This is a genomic window from Marinactinospora endophytica (assembly GCF_054780875.1).
Genome location: NZ_BAAGVM010000010.1, coordinates 169,237 through 187,430, shown reverse-complemented (window position 1 = coordinate 187,430; position 18,194 = coordinate 169,237). Strand labels below are relative to the sequence as shown.

General features: G+C 70.1%; 14 protein-coding genes. 6 read left to right on the top strand and 8 right to left on the bottom strand.

The genetic code is table 11. From position 1 onward, the window contains the following. Positions 1 to 13: 13 nt before the first annotated feature. Positions 14 to 1,588, bottom strand: a complete 1,575-nt coding sequence (locus tag ACYVHU_RS19100; RefSeq protein WP_078762972.1) for a hypothetical protein — start codon at positions 1,586 to 1,588, stop codon at positions 14 to 16. Between the two features lie 213 nt (positions 1,589 to 1,801). Next, on the bottom strand, positions 1,802 to 2,065 hold the full coding sequence (locus ACYVHU_RS19095; RefSeq protein WP_078762971.1) for a hypothetical protein: 264 nt from the start codon (positions 2,063 to 2,065) through the stop codon (positions 1,802 to 1,804). Positions 2,066 to 2,189: 124 nt separating this feature from the next. Between ACYVHU_RS19095 and ACYVHU_RS19090 the strand changes: the two genes are divergently transcribed. The 5 genes from ACYVHU_RS19090 (at position 2,190) to ACYVHU_RS19070 (ending at position 9,684) form a co-directional block, all read left to right on the top strand. Further along, positions 2,190 to 2,780, top strand: coding sequence for an HhH-GPD-type base excision DNA repair protein (locus tag ACYVHU_RS19090; protein ID WP_078762970.1), 591 nt, complete (start codon positions 2,190 to 2,192; stop codon positions 2,778 to 2,780). A gap of 363 nt (positions 2,781 to 3,143) precedes the next feature. Continuing rightward, complete coding sequence (locus tag ACYVHU_RS19085; protein ID WP_078762969.1) at positions 3,144 to 5,240, top strand: SpoIIE family protein phosphatase; 2,097 nt, start codon at positions 3,144 to 3,146, stop codon at positions 5,238 to 5,240. Positions 5,241 to 5,662: 422 nt separating this feature from the next. After that, positions 5,663 to 7,225, top strand: coding sequence for an RNA polymerase sigma factor (locus ACYVHU_RS19080; protein ID WP_235001100.1), 1,563 nt, complete (start codon positions 5,663 to 5,665; stop codon positions 7,223 to 7,225). 350 nt (positions 7,226 to 7,575) lie between these two features. Next, positions 7,576 to 8,595, top strand: a complete 1,020-nt coding sequence (locus ACYVHU_RS19075) for a hypothetical protein (protein ID WP_498949156.1) — start codon at positions 7,576 to 7,578, stop codon at positions 8,593 to 8,595. Between the two features lie 111 nt (positions 8,596 to 8,706). Further along, positions 8,707 to 9,684 carry a hypothetical protein gene (locus tag ACYVHU_RS19070; RefSeq protein ID WP_200813700.1) on the top strand — a complete coding sequence of 326 codons (978 nt, stop codon included), beginning with the start codon at positions 8,707 to 8,709 and terminating at the stop codon, positions 9,682 to 9,684. Between the two features lie 6 nt (positions 9,685 to 9,690). Here ACYVHU_RS19070 and ACYVHU_RS19065 read toward each other — a convergent pair whose 3' ends face one another. The 3 genes from ACYVHU_RS19065 to ACYVHU_RS19055 form a co-directional block, all read right to left on the bottom strand. After that, on the bottom strand, positions 9,691 to 10,014 hold the full coding sequence (locus ACYVHU_RS19065) for a hypothetical protein (RefSeq protein ID WP_159457288.1): 324 nt from the start codon (positions 10,012 to 10,014) through the stop codon (positions 9,691 to 9,693). Between the two features lie 53 nt (positions 10,015 to 10,067). Beyond that, positions 10,068 to 10,868 (bottom strand): peroxide stress protein YaaA, encoded by an 801-nt coding sequence (yaaA, locus tag ACYVHU_RS19060; RefSeq protein ID WP_078762965.1) that lies wholly within the window; start codon positions 10,866 to 10,868, stop codon positions 10,068 to 10,070. A gap of 199 nt (positions 10,869 to 11,067) precedes the next feature. Then, entirely contained in the window at positions 11,068 to 11,298 is a 231-nt protein-coding gene (locus tag ACYVHU_RS19055) for a DUF7455 domain-containing protein (protein ID WP_078762964.1), read from the bottom strand. Positions 11,299 to 11,659: 361 nt separating this feature from the next. Here ACYVHU_RS19055 and ACYVHU_RS19050 point away from each other — a divergent pair, with 361 nt between their 5' ends. Further along, positions 11,660 to 13,765 carry a DNA gyrase/topoisomerase IV subunit B gene (locus tag ACYVHU_RS19050; protein ID WP_078762963.1) on the top strand — a complete coding sequence of 702 codons (2,106 nt, stop codon included), beginning with the start codon at positions 11,660 to 11,662 and terminating at the stop codon, positions 13,763 to 13,765. 64 nt (positions 13,766 to 13,829) lie between these two features. Here ACYVHU_RS19050 and cds1 read toward each other — a convergent pair whose 3' ends face one another. The 3 genes from cds1 to ACYVHU_RS19035 all read right to left on the bottom strand — a co-directional run bounded on the left by cds1 (position 13,830) and on the right by ACYVHU_RS19035 (position 17,956). Beyond that, complete coding sequence (cds1, locus tag ACYVHU_RS19045; RefSeq protein ID WP_078762962.1) at positions 13,830 to 14,948, bottom strand: L-cysteine desulfhydrase Cds1; 1,119 nt, start codon at positions 14,946 to 14,948, stop codon at positions 13,830 to 13,832. Between the two features lie 69 nt (positions 14,949 to 15,017). Beyond that, a complete protein-coding gene (locus ACYVHU_RS19040) occupies positions 15,018 to 15,344 on the bottom strand; it encodes a tetratricopeptide repeat protein (protein ID WP_078762961.1) in 327 nt (108 codons plus the stop codon). A 128-nt stretch (positions 15,345 to 15,472) separates the two neighbouring features. Next, positions 15,473 to 17,956, bottom strand: coding sequence for a DNA gyrase/topoisomerase IV subunit A (locus ACYVHU_RS19035; RefSeq protein WP_078762960.1), 2,484 nt, complete (start codon positions 17,954 to 17,956; stop codon positions 15,473 to 15,475). Positions 17,957 to 18,194: the final 238 nt, after the last annotated feature.

Genomic DNA, 18,194 nt, shown 5'->3' with positions numbered 1-18,194 from the left:
CGGAGGGCCTGGATCACAGGTCGTCGAGCCGTTCGTCCAGGTCCTCGCCGTCCCCGGTCTCCCCCAGCACGTCGAGCAGCGTCTCCAGCACGGCCGAACGGGAGTGCCCGCGGTCCAGCAACCGTTGGGCGGCGTTCCACAGGGCCGGAGGGTCGCCGTGCCACAGCCGTTCGGCCAGGCGTTCGTGCGCCGCCAGCGTCTCCTCCGGCTCGGGGACCTCGGGGTGCTGGAGGCGAGGTGCCGGCTCTTCGGGGGCGGAGTGGCGGCCACGCCCGCCGGAACCGTCCCCGTACTCGCCGAACAGGTCCAACCGCAACAGCGCGCGTCTTCCCTCGGCGGTCGAGGGGTCCAGGCCGGTCTCCTCCCAGACCAGGTCACTGGCCAGGAGGGGGAAGGCGAACATGCGGCGGGGGAGCGCGGACAGGTCGCCGTCGGGCAGCAGCCGCCGCACGGCGTCGTGGCGCAGACCGAAGGAGGAGGGGTCCCGGTAGGAGCGCGTGAACGCGGCCGTGGACTCCCACACGGCGTCCAGCGTGGCGCCCACCGCGATCTCGGGCAGCCCGCCGCGCGGGCCGGCCCAGCGGATCCAGGCGGCCAGCACGTGGGGCATCGCCTCCTGTTCCGCGGGCAGGAGCACCACCCGGCGGGGCAGCCAGGAGAGCAGGAACGCCTCGACCTTGCGCGGGCTCACCCGCAACGGGCGGCCGAAGTCGACGTCGCACCCGTAGTCGATGATGTGGTCCACACAGCGGCTCGCGGCGTAGCTGTCGGAGAGTTCGGCGGCCGCGTCGGAGGCGAGGAAGCGGGCCGCGAGGACCGCGCGACGGTCCCGCCGCCACGACGGGATCCCCACCGGCTTTTGCGGCCGGGGCAGCGCGCGGACGCGGGCGCTGAGCAGCGCACGGTGCGCCGCCAGGGAACCCCCGGTGAGGCCGTCGCCGCCGCCGGGGAGGCGGGCCGGCCGGTCGCCGCCGTTGACCAGGGACTCGGTCCGCTCCAGCGCCGCCTCCAGGAGTCCCCGCGCGCGTTCCGGGGTGACGGTCTCGAAGGTGGCCATCGGGTTGGCCTCGGCCTCGTCACGGCAATGGGCGAGGAGCCGTTCGACCTTGGTCGTCACCCAGACGTCGCGCAGCACCCCGCCCGCGTTGTGGTCGACGACCGCGATCAGGGCGTGCTCCGCGGTCTGCTCGCCGGCCGCGGCGTCGATGTCGCTGCGGAACGTGCAGACGATCTCGTCGGTGTCACCGAAGAGGGAACCGGACACGTGGCACTCCAGCGGGCGGACCCGGCCGACGGACGCGGCCCATGAGGGGCCGGCGACGCCGTGCCCGATGAGCTCCGTCACCGCCTCGGTGGCGAGCCGGCGTTGCCGCTCGGAGGTGCCCAGCGCGGAGATCCCGGCCAGCAGCGCCAGGCCGGCGGGGGAGCCGGTCCCCGCGGCGTAGGAGACGAGACCCTCGCCGAGGACGCGTTCGACGTCGACGCCGGGGACGCGCTGCCCCCACCAGGAGCCGAGGAGTTCGCTGACCACCAGTTCGGCGTCGAGCGGGTGGCGCATCGCCAACAGGGAACGCGCGGCGCGCAGCATCTCGGCGAAGACGTCGTTGGGGGGAGGTGGGGTGGCGGATCTCAGGGAAAGGGGTGGCAGGGACACCCAACGAGACTATGGCACCCGCGTGGGAAAGGTCGCCGATCCGGTCGGGTGGGGCCGCACACGCGCAGCGCGCCCTGTCCGGGGCGCGCTGCGCGCGAGGTCGTTCGCGACCGTTCGGGAACGGCGGATGCTCGGACGGAGGCGTCGTCAGCCGGTGCGGCCGTGGGGGCCGGAGCCCGGGACGACGGTGGAACCCAGGTTCGACGGCGGTTCGGATTTGACCATGGCTTGGAGGTGTTCCCGGGCGACGCGTTCCACGAGACCGGGGGTGACGTCGAACCCGAGGTGCTCGGCGCATCTCCAGGTGTCGGCGACGCAGCGTTCGACGCGCTGGTGGGAGAGCGCGCTGAACTCCGCGTGAAGTCGGGTGGTGACCTGCCGGAGGTCACCGACGGGATAGGTCTTGAGCATCCTCGCTCACGCCCCCTCGATGGCAGTGGTCTGGACGGCGACCACATCCATTTCACAACGTCGCCCTCTGGTGTCAACCCCTTACCGAGCGCCTCTTACAGAGCCTTTGTGCGACCCTTGACCTATGACGGTCCGGCTTCACCTCGCCCAGGACGACTCCGCCGACCGCCTGCTCTCCCGCAGTCCCCTGGCCTTGGTGGCCGGCATGCTGTTCGATCAGCAGGTCCCCATGGAACGCGCCTTCGCGGCTCCCGCGGCCATCGCGCGCAGGCTCGGGCGCGAGGACCTGGACGCGAGGGGGATCGCGCAGTACGACCCGCAGCGCTTTGCGGCGCTGCTCTCGGACAAGCCCGCGGTCCACCGTTACCCCGGCTCGATGGCCCGGCGCCTCCAGGACCTGTGCCGCCATCTGGTCGAGCACTACGAAGGCGATGCCGAGGCCCTGTGGCGCGATGTCCCCACGGGTGCGGAGGTAGCGCGCCGGTCGCGGGCCCTGCCGGGGTTCGGCGAGCAGAAGAGCCAGATCCTCCTGGCGCTCCTCGGCAAGCAGCTGGGGGTCCGTCCACAGGGCTGGCGTGAGGCGGCGGGGCCCTATGGCGAGGACGGAACGGCGCGCTCGGTCGCCGATGTCCACGATCCCGAGTCCCTGGCCCGGGTCCGCGCGTTCAAACAGGAGCGGAAGGCGGCGGAGAAGGCGAGGACCGCGCGTTCCTGAGCGCGCCCGCCTTCCCACCGGCCCGCTCGGGAAGGCCGAGGAGCAGCAGGTCAAGAATTCTTTCCCGGTATTGGACTGTCCGGAAAACGCGCCTTTCCGTCCGCTGTTCGCACCACCACGTATCATTCACTTTCGGCTATGACCGGTCACCGTCCGCTGTGGGCGGATCAGCGCGACCGGCGTCCCGTGGCTTATGCTGATGCGACCGGGAGCGCGGAACCGGCGAGCCGGCCGGGGCCGTCCGTCCCGGGAGGAGGGCGTGGTCCCGCAGACCCGGGTCGCCGTGGCGCTGCGGGTCGCGGGCCGTGGGCGCCCGACAGCCATAGATCCCCGGCAGCGGGAAGGATCCCGGAGGTGTCCCGTATGAACACCGAGACGTCCGTGCCGCCTCCTCGGCTGTCCGGATTGAGTCCGGTGGATGCCGCGTTGCTGGACACCCTCCTCAAGGAGGCTCCCATCGGGTTCGCCTTCTTCACCCCCGACCTGCGCTACCAGCGGGTCAATCGCACGCTGGCGACGATCTACGGGGTGGACTCCGGCGACTGCCACGGACGTACCCCCTCCGAGGTCCTCGACGAGGAGGACGCCTGCGCCCACGAGACCGCGCTGTCCGCGGTCCTGGCCGGGGAGTCCGTCGTCTACAGCGACCACCACCTCATCGGTGGCACGCCGAGCCGTCCTGACGACGACCGCCACTGGGCGATGTCGTGGTTTCCCGCCCACGACGCCGAGGGGCAGGCCACCGGCGTGGCCCTCATCGCGGTCGACATCAGCGACAGGCACAAGGCCGAGACCACCCTGCGGCGCAGTGAGGAGCGCTACCGCTCGCTCCTGCAGGCCAGCAACCAGATCGTCTGGGCGGCCGCGCCCGACGGACGCACCCACGAGGACTGCGCCGAATGGCGCGCCATCACCGGCCAGGACCCCGAGGAGTACCTCGCCGAGGGCTGGTTGGGCCGGGTCCACGTCGACGACCGCGAGCGCGTGGAGCGCGCCTGGGACGACGCCGTGCAGGACCGGACGCCCTTCGACGCGACCTTCCGGGTGCGCATCCGCTCCGGCGAGTTCCGCCACTACCACTCCAGGGCGGTCCCGCTGGTCCGCGACGACGCCGTGGTCGAGTGGGTCGGCACCCACAGCGACATCACCACCCAGCGCGAGGCCGAGGAGATGCGCCAGCGCCTCACCCAGCAGCTCGGCGAGGCCGCGCTGCGGACGGTCAGGTTGCAGAAGGCGACCTCCGACCTCGCCGAGGCGCTCACCGTGGACCAGGTCGTGCACGCCATGACCGAGATCGGCGAGACCGCCGTCGGCGTGTACCGCACCGCTGTGGCCCTGCTCGACCGCGAACGTCTGCGGTTGCGGCTGCTCAACTCCGACGGGATCCCCGACATCCCCGGCGCGCCGCCGGCCGAGGTGGCCCTGGAGTTCCCCAGCACCATGACCCTCGCGGTGCGCGAGCGCAAGCCCGCCATCGCCGGTTCGCCCCAGGCGCTCCTGGAACTGATGGAGCACCACGAGGACGCGGTCACCTACCTGCGTCACACCGACGAGCGCGCCTGGGTGGCGCTGCCCCTGATGAGCGCGGGCCGGGCCATCGGGGCGCTGCGTTTCGCCTTCAACGGAACCCGCGACGTCTCCGACGAGGAACGGATCTTCCTTGAGGCGCTGGCCGGCCAGTGCGCGCTCGCGTTGGAGCGGGCAACGCTCTACGAGCGCGAACACCGCACCGCCGAGGCGCTCCAGCAGAGCCTGCTGCCCGAGGACCTTCCCGAGGTGCGCGGCATCCGCTTCGCCTCCCTGTACAACCCCGGCACCAAGTACGTCCAGGTCGGCGGCGACTGGTACGACGCCTTCGAATTGAGCGACGGCAGGGTGGCCGGTGTCCTGGGCGACGTGATGGGCAAGGGCATCAAGGCCGCCACCGGTATGAGCCGGGTGCGCAACGCGCTGCGGGCGCTGGCCTTCAGCATGCCCGAACCCGCCGACGTGCTCACCGGGCTGGACCGGATGTTCGACGCGACCGAACGCGACGACCAGATCACCACACTGGCCTATTTCGTCCTGGAGCCCGGCACGGGACACGGCTACCTCGGCAACGCCGGGCACCTTCCGCCCCTGGTGGTGGCGCCCGACGCCGAGCCGCGGCTGCTCGAGACCGAGCCCGCGACGCCCCTGGGGATGCCCTTCGAACGGGCCCACCACAAAATTTTCGTCCAGCCCGGTAACACCGTGGTGCTCTATTCCGATGGACTAGTAGAGAACCGTAGGCGCTCGGTCGCCTCGGGTCTCGACGAACTCGTAACCGTCGCGTCCCAGGCGCCAGCGGAGGTGGTCGGCGACCCGCAGAAGATGCTCGAATACCTTGTTGAGAACATGCTCGCGGGGTATGAGCAGGACGACGATGTCACGTTGCTCGCCGTCCATGTTCCGGCGATCGAGGCCGAGCCGGAAGATTGAGACTGTACGAAGAACTCTCCGACCTTGCCTAAGGTGGGATGAGGATCCACCGTGGTGGTCTCCGCGCACGCGGGGATGATCCGATGAGGACCCGAACCACTGGATTGAATCCGCGTAGCTGCGGTGAAAATCCTACTGGGCGGGCGTGCCCGAACGCCAGGGACGGCACGTACGCTCGACAGAAAACAACGCCCTCCGCACAAGCGAGGGGCGTCCCGGGCTTGAGTGAGGAAAAGAGCACCACCTTGCCTCCTGACTCTTCGGGCCGCCGGGTCCAGCAATCTCGCCACACGTCCGTTCGAGAGGTGTTTGTGTCACCTGCCAGTTCGACCCGCTCCAAGCAGCAGGAGTCGCTGCACGAGCCTGTCATCCAGCAGCTGATCGAGCGTGGGCGGTCCCAGGGGTACCTTGAGCCCGAGGACGTGCGCCGTGCCTTTGAAGAGGCCGACATTCCCATGTCGAAGGCTCAGGCCGTGCTCCGCAGCCTGACGAAGGAGGGGGTCACCCTCGTCGTCGGCGCGGCGGAGTCCGCACCGACGCGGCGCAAGTCCACACGTCGCAAGACGACCGCTCCCAAGACCACCACGACCAGGGTGAAGCGTGCCGCGGCGGCTCAGGAGCAGCCCGACAGCGTGACCGCCGTGGTCGAGACCGCCAAGGCCGCCACTCCCGCCAAGAAGCGGGCCACGGGTGCCGCCACGGGCGAGGGGGGAACCAAGCGGACGGCGAAGGCCGCGACCGCCAAGAGCGCGCCGGCCAAGCGCACCACGGCCAAGAAGGCGGCCGTCAAGACCACGACGAAGAAGACCGACGAGGTCAACCTCGAGGACGAGGAGATCGATCTCGAGGTCACCGACTTCGACGACGCCGAGGAGACCGGCGCCGAGCTGGAGCTGGTCGAGGACACCGACGACGAGGTCGAGGTCGTCGACGGTCCGGTGGCCGGGTCGGGGCTCAAGCCCGAGACCGCGGGCATCCCGGAGAAGGCCACCGCCAACACCTCCGAGGACGAGGCGTTCGTCCTCTACGACGATGACGACGACGCCCCCGCGGCGCAGGTCGTCGCCGCGGGCGCCACCGCCGACCCGGTCAAGGACTACCTCAAGCAGATCGGCAAGGTTCCGCTGCTCAACGCGGAGCAGGAGGTCGAGCTCGCCAAGCGTATCGAGGCGGGGTTGTTCGCCGAGGAGAAGCTGGCCGAAGAGGGCGACTCGCTGCCGTTCGAGTTCCGCGACGAGCTCGAGTGGATCGCCGAGGACGGCAGCCGGGCCAAGAAGCACCTGCTCGAGGCGAACCTGCGCCTGGTGGTCTCGCTGGCCAAGCGCTACACCGGACGCGGCATGCTCTTCCTGGACCTCATCCAGGAGGGCAACCTGGGTCTGATCCGCGCGGTCGAGAAGTTCGACTACACCAAGGGTTACAAGTTCTCCACCTACGCCACCTGGTGGATCCGTCAGGCGATCACCCGGGCGATGGCCGACCAGGCCCGGACCATCCGCATCCCGGTGCACATGGTCGAGGTCATCAACAAGCTGGCCCGCGTCCAGCGGCAGATGTTGCAGGACCTCGGTCGCGAGCCCACTCCCGAAGAGCTCGCCAAGGAACTCGACATGACCCCCGAGAAGGTCGTCGAGGTTCAAAAGTACGGCCGTGAGCCGATCTCGCTGCACACCCCGTTGGGCGAGGACGGAGACAGCGAGTTCGGCGACCTCATCGAGGACTCCGAGGCGATCCAGCCGGGCGAGGCGGTCAGCTTCACGCTCCTGCAGGAGCAGCTGCACTCGGTCCTCGACACGCTGTCGGAGCGCGAGGCGGGTGTGGTCTCGATGCGTTTCGGGCTCACCGACGGTCAGCCCAAGACGCTGGACGAGATCGGCAAGGTCTACGGTGTGACCCGCGAGCGGATCCGTCAGATAGAGAGCAAGACGATGTCGAAGCTTCGGCATCCGTCGCGCTCCCAGGTTCTCCGCGACTACCTGGACTGACCCGTCTTCGTGCCGGCCGCCCCGAGAGGCCGGGCCGAAGAGGCGGGCCGACGGGCTGCCACCCCGAGCAGGGGCGGCAGCCCGTCGGCATCGCCGGCGTTCTCTACCACGGCGGTTCGCTCCACGGATGTGGCGAGGTCCGTGCAGCGTCGTGGCGAGGGTGCTTGCGATGACTCCCTCCATCCGGTATGCCGATCATCCCGCGGGCGATGTATGGGCGAGATAAAAAACCGAGACCGGTTTGTTATCTCGAATCACAGTTGATCACACCATTTACGGCGATAAGGCCGGTTTGCCGCTTGTGGCGGAAAAGAGGTGTTCGTGTTCTTAGGAGCCGCTAATCTCGCTCCATGAGGCTCTTCGGGCGCCGTAAGCGCGTCGACCATGGCAAACCCCAGGTCACCTACATCCCCGGCCGTTGCTGGAAGGATCCCGCCCTGGACGCGGGCGTCGACGCGGTCGAGGAGGGGCACCTCCTGGCCGGAACGGCGCTGTTGCGGGAGTGCCGCGACGATCCGGAAAAGCGCGCCCAGCGGGTCGAGGCCCTGGGAGGAGCCGCGGTCGGGCACAGCGGGCACATCGCCGGTCTCCTGGAGGAGGAGACCGATCCCCGGGACGCGGCCGACATCCTGCTGTGGTTGGGGTCCACCCTCATCAGGGAGGCGTGGAAGATCCGTGGTGGCGGCTGGGCCGAAACCGTGGGCCGTGACCGGTTCAAACTGTTCTTCGCCACCCTCGCCGAGGCGCGGGAACCCCTCCTGGCCTCCGCGCACCTGTTCCCCGAGGACCCGGTGCCCTGGGTGTGCCTCCAGTCCTTCGCGATGGGCTCTCAGCTCGACCGGGCGGACAAGGAGGAGATCTGGCGCAACATCATCGAGCGCTGCCCGACGATCTTCCCCGGGCACTGGGGGCGTCTCCAGATCCTCTCCGACAAGTGGGGCGGCTCCCATGAGGAGATGTTCGACTTCGCCCGGACCACGGCGCGTACGGCGCCTTCGGGGCATCCCCTCGTCGCGATGCTGCCGCTGGCCCACGCCGAGTACCTGCTGCGTGAGCGCATGCCCCTGCTGGACGAGGGAAGCTACAAGGCGTTCGTGCGCTTCTCCGTCGACCATTACTCGGTGGAGACGGTTGCGGAGCTGAAGGAGGCGTCGGAGCGATGGCTCTCGGGGGGAGAGGAGCACCCGCGTGACATCGAGGCCCACCATCTCTTCGGTGGGGTCTTCGCCGACTGCGGGGACGACGACGCCGCCCGTCTCCACCTGGGCCGGATCGGGGACCGCTTCATGGCGGTCCCCTGGGACTACTTCGGTACGGGAACCGCGATGGAGGAGTTCCGCGAGACGATGGAACGCCTTGAGCTGGGCTGAGCGGGCTTAGAAAGTTATCTCAACCCCGCTTTCGGGCTATTTCGGCGCTATCCTCCCATGCTCATGGGCTTGTTCGGAGGGGGCCACAGGGCCGGTCGGGTGGAAACGGTCATGAGCGGGATCGTCGCCGACCGTTGTTGGAACGATCCCGCCCTGGATGCGGGCGTCGACGCGGTGCGAGAGGGCCATCTGCGGGCGGGGTTGGTCCTCCTGGCGGAGACACGAGGGAATCCGGAGACGCGCGCGCTGCGCGTCGACGCGCTCGGCGCCGCCGCGGTCGGCCTCAGCCGTGAGATCCACGCTCTGCTCACCCGGGAGACGCCTCCGCAGGAAGCCGCCGACATCCTGGTGTGGCTGGGACGGACGCTGATCGTCGAGGCGTGGCGGATCCGAGGCGGCGGTTTCGCGGACACCGTCGGCACGGACCGCTTCAAACTGTTCCACCGCACCCTCGCCGACGCGCGAGACCCCCTCCTGGCCGCCGCCGAGCTCTTCCCCGACGACCCGGTGCCCTGGTCGTGCCTCCAATGGGTGGGGCTCGGTCTGCAGTTCGACCGGAACGACAGCGACACGATCTGGCAGCGGGTCGTCGAACGCTGCCCCACCCTCTTCTCCGGTCACTGGGCGCGGTTGCAGCTCCTCTCGGAGAAGTGGGGCGGCAGCCACGAGGAGATGATGGACTTCGCCCGTGCGACGGTGGCCAACGCCCCACACGGCCATCCGGTGGTCTCGATGATCGCGTTGGCCCACATCGAGCGGTTCCTCGGACGGCAGCGCGGGCTGCTGAAGTCCAAGAGGTACCTCGCCGCGATGAGGCAGGAGGTCACCTACTTCAACGGGAGGACCCTGGACGAGGTCGCCGCCGCAGCGGACAAGTGGTGCATGAGCGCCTTACCGCATCCGCGCGACCTCGAAGCCCACCACCTCATGGGGTGGGTGTTCCACGCGGGGGAGGAGAAGGTCCGCGCGCGGTGGCACTTCTACCAGGTGGGGCACCGTCTGCACAGGGCACCATGGTCCTACACGGCGGGGGACGAGGAGGGGAAGCGGGCCTTCGCCAACGCCCTGATCGAGCTGCACCTGGCGTGAGAGGGCTCAGCCCCAGGGCAGGGCGGTGAGCATCCCGCCCAGCGAGCCGGCCACCAGCCCCCACCCCAGGGCGCGCAGGGCGCGGGGACGGCGCGGCGGCGCGAGGTAGCCGCCGACGCCCAGCAGGGCGTAGAACACCACCTGGAAGGGGGCCGCGTCCTGAGCCCCGGTCGCCGTCACCAGCAGGGTGGCGAGGAACCACACCGAGAACAGGCCGACGCAGAAGTACAGGGGCGAGGTGCCGGCCGTGACCGCGGTGCCGGTCGCGGGGGCGGACGGGCGGACCGGGCCGGGGGAGGGGCGGGAGGCGGGCAGGCGAGACGAGGACATGGGCACCACCAACGAGGACGGGGCGTGGAGCACGTCGTGTCGCGTGTCACATCCTAGTCTCGCACGACCACGTCCATCCGATAGGGCTGTCCCGTCCGCGCGGGCGGGGCGAGTTCGACGTCGTGGTCGAGGTCGCGCAGCGCTTCGCGCAGTTCGTGAGGGGTCCGCGCGGTGACGCGCGCGCTCAAGAGCGCGTGCGCGATCACTCCGCGGGTGGCCTTGGCCATGTGGCTGACGACGGTGCGCCGCGGTTCACCGGCCACGATGGTCTCGCGCAGGACCCGAAGGGTGACGGTGCGTTCGGCGGTCGCGCCCGTGGGACGGAACGCCGCCGCGTAGGTCGCGGAGCGGCAGTCCACGACGAGCCGCTCCTCCGCCCGTTTGGTCAGCAGGTCCGTCAGGTGGGCGCGCCAGAACGCGCCGAGCGCTCCCAGCGCCGGCAGCCGCACCCCCATCGACAGACGGTACGGGGGGATCGGGTCATCGGGGCCGACCACGCCCCACAGGCCCGAGAAGATCAGGACGGAGTCTCGGGTGAGCTGCGCGGAGTCGCCCGTGAGCAGGTCGGGCAGGCGCAGGGCGTCGTAGAGGACGCCCGTGTAGAGGTCGGCGGCGCGCAGAGTCGGAGCGGTGCGCAGCGCGCGGTTGCGTTCGAGCGCGGTGGCGGCCTGTCCCGGGGACAGGTCCAGCGCCTTGCGCGCCTCCTCGGCGGGGCCCGCGCACACCCGCTCCAGCTCCGCCAGCACGCTCTCGCGGGCGGAGCTCACCTCGGGCAGGGTGAGCGCGCCGAGGTCGAGCAGGGCGCCGCGCCCCTCGTCGGCCTTGCCCTCCGATGGCGGCAGCAGGATGAGCATGGGTCCTCCACTCCCGGGTCGTGCGACCGTGGCGCCGACCGCGGGCCGCGGTGGCCGCCTCCCAAGCTACCCAGGGTGGAAAGTCGGGGGGGCCCGTTCGGGCACGTGTCCACGATCACTCGGCCGCGCAAAGGGGGCCGGAAAAGACTTCGGCGGCGGCCTCCTCACCCGGAGGCCGCCGCCGCACGTCTCTTGTGGGTCAGCGCTCGCCGTCGGACGCGGCGGCGGGGGTGGAGTGGAGCCGGTCGGTCTCGTCCTGGATGTCCGACGCGATCTTGCGGATCGATTCGTCGTGCTTACGCATGTGGTGGGCGCAGAACAGCAGTTCGCCACCGGAGTTGAGAACCACTCGGACATACGCCTGCGCGCCGCAACGGTCGCAACGGTCAGCAGCCGTCAGCGGCTGGGTGGGGGCAAGAGTTCCAGTCACTTCGCCTTCCTCAATACTCGGCGCTAGTCACTCAGGACAACATCTAACCGGACGCAGACCTTCCCAACCAGGTCTGTTGTACGCCGACAGCGGAATCCGCCCGGTTTGTGACCTACCTCTCCGGTTCGGCGGAACATCCTGTCCGTGTCATACCCGGCGACACGCTCCGCTACGCGGATGTCGTAGGGTGCCGCTACCCTGCAATTCGAACTACTGTGCCTATGGCACGAAGATGACGAGCACGCACGGACGGCTTCGACGGCAGACGGGCGCGCTCGTCCAGTGCCCGCCCCTGTACCTCCGCGCCCCGGTCCGCCGGCCGCGGCGCGCTCGAAAACCCTCGATTCGCAGGAGAGTCCACGTGACCGCCCTCACCGCAGCCGTCCATGACCCCGAGGATTATTCCGCGCGGCACCTTTCGGTCTTGGAAGGTCTTGAGGCGGTCCGCAAGCGGCCCGGCATGTACATCGGCTCCACCGACAGCCGGGGCCTGACCCACTGCATGTGGGAGATCATCGACAACGCCGTCGACGAGGCGCTCGGCGGCTTCTGCACACGTATCGACGTGGTGCTGCACGCCGACGGGTCGGTCGAGGTGCGCGACAACGGACGCGGCATCCCGGTCGACGTCGAACCGAAGAGCGGCCTGTCCGGCGTCGAGCTGGTCATGACCAAACTGCACGCCGGAGGCAAGTTCGGCACCGGCTCCTACACCGCCTCGGGTGGTCTGCACGGTGTCGGCGCCTCCGTCGTCAACGCCCTGTCGGCGCGTCTGGACGTCGAGGTCGACCGCGAGGGACACACCAACGCCATCAGCTTCCGGCGCGGCATTCCCGGACGCTTCGACGCCGCCGGCCCCGACGCGGGCTTCACCCCCGAGTCCGGCCTCGTCCGCACCCGCAGAGTGGCCCGCAAGGTCACCGGTACCCGGGTGCGGTTCTGGGCCGACCGTCAGATCTTCCTGAAGGACGCCGACATCGCCCGCGAGGCGCTCCTCGAACGCGCCCGTCAGACGGCCTTCCTCATTCCGGGACTGACGATCTCGGTGCGTGATGAGCGGACCGAGGGCGAGGAGCCCTACGAGGAGGAGTTCCGCTTCGACGGCGGGATCGGCGAGTTCTGCACCTTCCTCGCCCCCGACGAGCCCGTCAGCGACGTGCTGCGCATCCAGGGCACCGGCCAGTTCAAGGAGACCGTCCCGGTCCTCGACGAGAACGGCCACATGACGCCGACCGAGGTCGAGCGCCAGCTGGAGGTCGACGTCGCCCTGCGCTGGGGCACGGGGTACGACACCACGGTGCGGTCCTTCGTCAACGTCATCGCCACCCCCAAGGGGGGCACCCACCTCGCCGGTTTCGACCGGGCCCTGGTGCGCGTGATCAACGACCAGCTGCGCAGCACGAAGCTGCTCAAGGCCAGTGACGACCCGGTCGTCAAGGAGGACGTGCTGGAGGGCCTCACCGCGGTGGTGACGGTCCGGCTTCCCGAACCGCAGTTCGAGGGCCAGACCAAGGAGATCCTGGGCACCTCGGCCGCCAGCCGCATCGTCTCCCAGGTGGTGGGCAAGGAGCTACGGCACTTCCTGACCTCCACCAAGCGGGCCGAGAAGCAGCAGGCGCGCGCCGTCTTGGAGAAGGTCGCCAACGCGGCCAAGGCGCGCCTTGCGGCCCGGCAGCAGCGCGAGACCCAGCGCCGCAAGAACGCCCTGGAGAACTCCGCGCTGCCCGCCAAGCTGGTCGACTGCCGCAGCGAGGGGCTGGAGCGCAGCGAGCTGTTCATCGTGGAGGGCGACTCCGCCCTGGGAACCGCCAAGCTCGCCCGCGACTCCGAGTTCCAGGCCCTGCTGCCCATCCGCGGCAAGATCCTCAACGTCCAGAAGTCGTCCGTGGCCGACATGCTGAAGAACGCCGAGTGCGCCGCGATCATCCAGGTCATCGGGGCCGGGTCGGGACGCACCTTCGACGTCGAGGCGGCGCGTTATGGCCGGGTCATCCTCATGGCCGACGCCGACGTCGACGGCGCGCACATCCGCTGCCTGCTGCTGACGCTGTTCTACCGCTACATGCGGCCCATGCTGGAGGCCGGCCGGGTCTACGCGGCCGTGCCCCCGCTGCACCGCATCGAGCTGACCAACGTCCGCAAGAAGCGCGGGGCCCGTCCCGAGGACAAGTACATCTACACCTACTCCGACGCCGAGCTGCACCGCACGCTCGCCGAGTTGGAGAAGAAGGGCAAGACCTGGAAGGAACCGGTCCAGCGCTACAAGGGCCTGGGCGAGATGGACGCCGACCAGCTCGCCGAGACCACCATGGACCCGCGTTACCGCACGCTGCGCCGGATCCGGGTGGAGCAGGCCGAGGAGGCCGCGGCGGTGTTCAGCCTCCTCATGGGCAACGAGGTCGCGCCTCGACGCGAGTTCATCGCCAAGGGCGCCCGCGAGCTCGACCTCTCCAGGATCGACGCCTAAGACGCGGACGGTCCCGGCCGCCACGTTCCCACGGGACCGCGGCGGCCGGGACCGGGCCCGCCGGCTATTCCTCCACCCACGCGCCGGTGGCGAGGAAGCGCTCCAGCGTGGCGGTGTAGGGGCGCAGGTCCAAGCCCTGGGCGGCGACCCACTCGTCGTCGTAGTAGCTGTGCCGGTACCGTTCGCCGCCGTCGCAGATCAGCGTGACGACACTGCCACGCCGTCCGCTCTCGAGCATCCGCGCCACGAGCCGCCACACCCCCCACAGGTTCGTACCGGTGGAACCGCCCGCGCACAGCCCGGTGACGTCGTTGAGATGGCGCATCGCGGCGATGCTCGCCGCGTCCGGCACCGGGATCATCACGTCGATGACCGAGGGGACGAAGCTGGGCTCCACGCGAGGACGGCCGATGCCCTCGATACGCGAGGGCATGCCGGTGGCGTAGTCGGGCGCGCCGGTGACCCAACTGGGAAAGAACGCGGAGTTCTCCGGGTCCACGACGGCCAGCCGGGTGTGGTGGCGACGGTAACGCAGGTAACGGCCGATCGTGGCCGAGGTCCCGCCGGTGCCCGCGCCCACCACGATCCAGTCGGGGATCGGGTGCCGTTCCAGGGTGAGCTGGGAGAAGATCGATTCGGCGATGTTGTTGTTACCGCGCCAGTCCGTGGCCCGCTCGGCGTAGGTGAACTGGTCCATGTAGTGACCGCCGCTCTCGGCGGCGAGCCGCTCGGCCTCGGTGTACATCTCGGCGGGGACGTCCACGAAGTGGCAGCGACCGCCGTAACGCTCGATCAGCGCGATCTTCTCCGGGCTGGTCCGGCGTGGTACGACGGTGATGAATTCCAGGCCGAGCAGCCGCGCGAAGTAGGCCTCGGAGACCGCGGTCGACCCGGAGCTCGCCTCGACGATCGTGGTCCCCTCGTCGATCCAGCCGTTGGCCAGCCCGTACAGGAACAGCGACCGGGCCAGCCGGTGCTTGAGACTGCCGGTGGGGTGGACCGACTCGTCCTTGAGGTACAGGTCGATGCCCCACTCCTCGGGCAGGGGGAAGACGTGCAGGTGGGTGTCTGCGGAGCGGGCGGCGTCGGCGGTGATCCTGCGGACGGCCTCGTCACTCCAGGAGCGGTTGCGGGAGCACGAGCGGTCGATCCACGGGTCGGGGGTGTCTGGCGAGGCTGACATGGGACGAAGCGTATACGCGGGCGGGCCGCCCCCAAGGGGAGCGGCCCGTCGCCGTCGTCGTCGCCCGGGTCAGTCGAGGGAACCTCCGGACATCACCCCGTGCATCCGGCGGTGCGGGGCGGCCTCGGATTCGCGGTTCTGCCGTTCCAGGGTCCGGGCGAGCGCGATGTGCGCCCACGCGTCACAGGGGTCGAGTTCGACCAGCCGGCGGAACGTCTCCTCCGCCTTGGCGAGCTGGGCCGAATGGAAGTAGGACCGGCCGAGGAGCTCCAGGACCGAGCGGCTGTTGGGCTCGGCCTCCGCCAGCGGGGCCAGGACCCGGGCCGCGCCGATCGGATCGCCGAGGTTGAAGAAGCGGCGGCCACGGGCAAAGGTGTCGTACGACGTCTCCGCCATGCGTACTCCTTTCGTCGGGCGTTCCAACAGAGGGGAAGCCGTGAGCATTCCCGTTCCAGCGGCCGGGTGCGGTCGCCGCGAACCCCGCCCCGTTCCCGGAAGGGCGGGGTGCCCCGCCGCCCCGGGGATCAGGAGCCCGAGGCCGGTGCGGTCACCCCGGTGTCGGTCTGGCCGCTTCCGACGAAGGCGATGGGGCGGGGAAGCGCCTCACCGGAGCCGTCGCGACGTCCGTCCAGGTCGGGCAGGCGGACCGGTCCGCCGTCCGCGCGCGAGGCCCGCGCCGGGGCGCGGCCCACCCAGGCGAAGAGCAAGGTGTCCTCGCCCTTGAGGAACCGGTGGCAGCGAACACCCCCGGTCGCGCGCCCCTTGACCGGATAGACCTCGAAGGGGGTCACCTTCGCCGCGCCGGCCTGGGATCCGGGCAGCGCGGCGGAGGTTCCGGCCACGGTGAGCACGACGGAGTCCTCGGGGACGGGAACCGCCCCGAACCACAGGGCGCGGGCGCCCTCGCCCAGCCGGACACCGGCCACGCCACCGGCCGGACGCCCCTGGGGACGCACCGACGAGGCGGGGAAGCGCAGCAGCTGGGCCTCGGAGGTGATGAAGACCAGGTCCTCCTCGCCGGTCGACAGCTGTGTCGCGCCGACGAGCCGGTCGCCCTCCTTGAGGCCGATGACCTCGAAGTCGTCCTTGTTCTGCGGATAGTCGGTGACCCGCTTGACCACGCCCTGCTCGGTGCCCACGACCAGCCCCGGTCCGTCGCCTGCGAGGCTGGCCAGCGAGATCACCCGCTCGCCGTCGGCCAGCTCCACGAACTCCGTCACCGGGGAGCCGGAGGCCAGCGGCGGCACGTCCGCCCCCTCGTCGGGCACCTCGGGCAGCTCCAGCACCGGGATCCGGATCAACCGGCCCAGGTCGGTGACGATCGCGATCTCACCGCGCACCGTCGCCGGGACCGAGGCGGTGATCGCGTCGTGGCGGACCCGCAGCCCCTCGAACATCCGCGGAAGCCGGGCCCCCACGCTGCGGCCGAGCATCCCGCTGGAGCTCAGCAGGACGTGGCAGGGGTCGTCGCCGACCTCCAGCGGGACCGCGGCGGTGCGGGTGGCGCCGGAGCTCTCCTTGAGGACGGTGCGGCGCGGCGTGGCGTACTGCTTGGCGACCTCGGCGAGCTCCTTGGAGACGACCCGGCGCAGTTTGGCGTCGGACTCCAGGATCGCGGTGAGCTCGGCGATCTCGGAGTCGAGGCGGTCACGCTCGCCCTCCAGCTCCAGCCGGTCGTACTTGGTGAGCCGGCGCAGCGGCGTGTCCAGGATGTAGCGGGCCTGGACGTCGGAGAGCCCGAAGCGGTCCATGAGACGCTCCCGCGCCTGCCCGGAGTCCTCGGATTCGCGGATCAACGCGATGACCTCGTCGATACCGAGCAGCGCGACCAGCAGGCCCGCGACCAGGTGCAGGCGCTCCTGCCGCTTGGCCCTGCGGAACTCGCAGCGACGCCGGACCACCTCGAGGCGGTGGTCGACGTAGACCGAGAGGAGCTCGCGCAGGCCCAGCGTCTGCGGCTGTCCGTCGACCAGGGCCACGTTGTTGATGCCGAAGGACTCCTCCATCGGCGTGAGGCGGTACAGCTCCTCCAGGACGGCCTCGGGGTTGAAGCCGTTCTTCAGCTCGATCACCAGCCGCAGGCCCTGGTTGCGGTCGGTGAGGTCCTTCAGGTCGGAGATGCCCTGGATCTTCTTGGCCTGCACCAGTTCCTTGATGCGGCTGACGACCTTCTCGGGGCCGACGTTGTAGGGCAGCTCGGTGACGACCAGGCCGGTGCGCCGCGGGGTGACCTTCTCGATCGACACGGTGGCGCGGGTGCGGAAGGTGCCGCGGCCCTTCACATAGGCGTCGCGGATGCCGTCGAGGCCCACGATGGTGCCGCCGGTGGGCAGGTCGGGGCCGGGGACGAACTCCATGAGGTCGTCCAGGGTGGCGTCGGGGTGTGCGATGAGGTGACGCGCGGCGGAGATGACCTCACCGAGGTTGTGCGGCGCCATGTTGGTCGCCATGCCCACCGCGATACCGGAGGCCCCGTTGACCAGCAGGTTGGGGAACGCGGCCGGCAGGACCTCGGGTTCCTGCTCCTGGCCGTCGTAGTTGGGGCGGAAGTCCACGACGTTCTCGTCGATGGAGGCGACCATCAGCTCGGCGGGGGAGGCCAGGCGCGCCTCGGTGTAGCGCATGGCCGCGGGTGCGTCGTCGCCGCCCAGAGAACCGAAGTTGCCGTGTCCGTCGACGAGCGGGACGCGCATGGCGAAGGGCTGGCTGAGCCGGACCAGCGCGTCGTAGATGGAGCCGTCGCCGTGCGGGTGCAGCTTTCCCATGACCTCGCCGACCACGCGGGCGCACTTGACGTGCGCGCGGTCGGGCCGCAGGCCCATTTCGTTCATCTGGTAGAGGATGCGCCGCTGAACGGGCTTGAGCCCGTCGCGGGCGTCCGGCAGCGCGCGCTGGTAGATGACCGAGTAGGCGTACTCCAGGAAGCTGCCGCGCATTTCCTCGGAGACGTCGATGTCGATGATCTTCTCAGCGAGTTCCGCCGGAGGTTGGGACGTAGTTCGGGCCATGACCGTAATTCTGGCCCGACCCAGTGACCACCGCGAACCGGATCGCGGGGTGAAATACCGTGCCGTCCCCGTGCCGCCGGCCGTCTCCGGCCGGAGACGGGGAGTGAGGCGTTTCATGTCATCCCCGAGAACAGGCCATACGAGGGGTGGAGACGCTGCGTAACCGGACACGGTGCTTCGGGCGGCCCGTGACGACGCGCTGTAAGTGGGACGCCGTGTCTCATCTTTCTTGTTGTAT

Coding starts and splice junctions, on each gene's coding strand:
- ACYVHU_RS19095 (WP_078762971.1), bottom strand. CDS start 2,065: ATGCTCAAGACCTATCCCGTCGGTGACCTCCGGCAGGTCACCACCCGA.
- ACYVHU_RS19035 (WP_078762960.1), bottom strand. CDS start 17,956: ATGGCCCGAACTACGTCCCAACCTCCGGCGGAACTCGCTGAGAAGATC.
- ACYVHU_RS19040 (WP_078762961.1), bottom strand. CDS start 15,344: ATGGCGGAGACGTCGTACGACACCTTTGCCCGTGGCCGCCGCTTCTTC.
- ACYVHU_RS19100 (WP_078762972.1), bottom strand. CDS start 1,588: ATGCTGCGCGCCGCGCGTTCCCTGTTGGCGATGCGCCACCCGCTCGAC.
- ACYVHU_RS19075 (WP_498949156.1), top strand. CDS start 7,576: ATGAGGCTCTTCGGGCGCCGTAAGCGCGTCGACCATGGCAAACCCCAG.
- ACYVHU_RS19070 (WP_200813700.1), top strand. CDS start 8,707: ATGAGCGGGATCGTCGCCGACCGTTGTTGGAACGATCCCGCCCTGGAT.
- ACYVHU_RS19065 (WP_159457288.1), bottom strand. CDS start 10,014: ATGTCCTCGTCTCGCCTGCCCGCCTCCCGCCCCTCCCCCGGCCCGGTC.
- cds1 (WP_078762962.1), bottom strand. CDS start 14,948: ATGTCAGCCTCGCCAGACACCCCCGACCCGTGGATCGACCGCTCGTGC.
- yaaA (WP_078762965.1), bottom strand. CDS start 10,868: ATGCTCATCCTGCTGCCGCCATCGGAGGGCAAGGCCGACGAGGGGCGC.
- ACYVHU_RS19085 (WP_078762969.1), top strand. CDS start 3,144: ATGAACACCGAGACGTCCGTGCCGCCTCCTCGGCTGTCCGGATTGAGT.
- ACYVHU_RS19090 (WP_078762970.1), top strand. CDS start 2,190: ATGACGGTCCGGCTTCACCTCGCCCAGGACGACTCCGCCGACCGCCTG.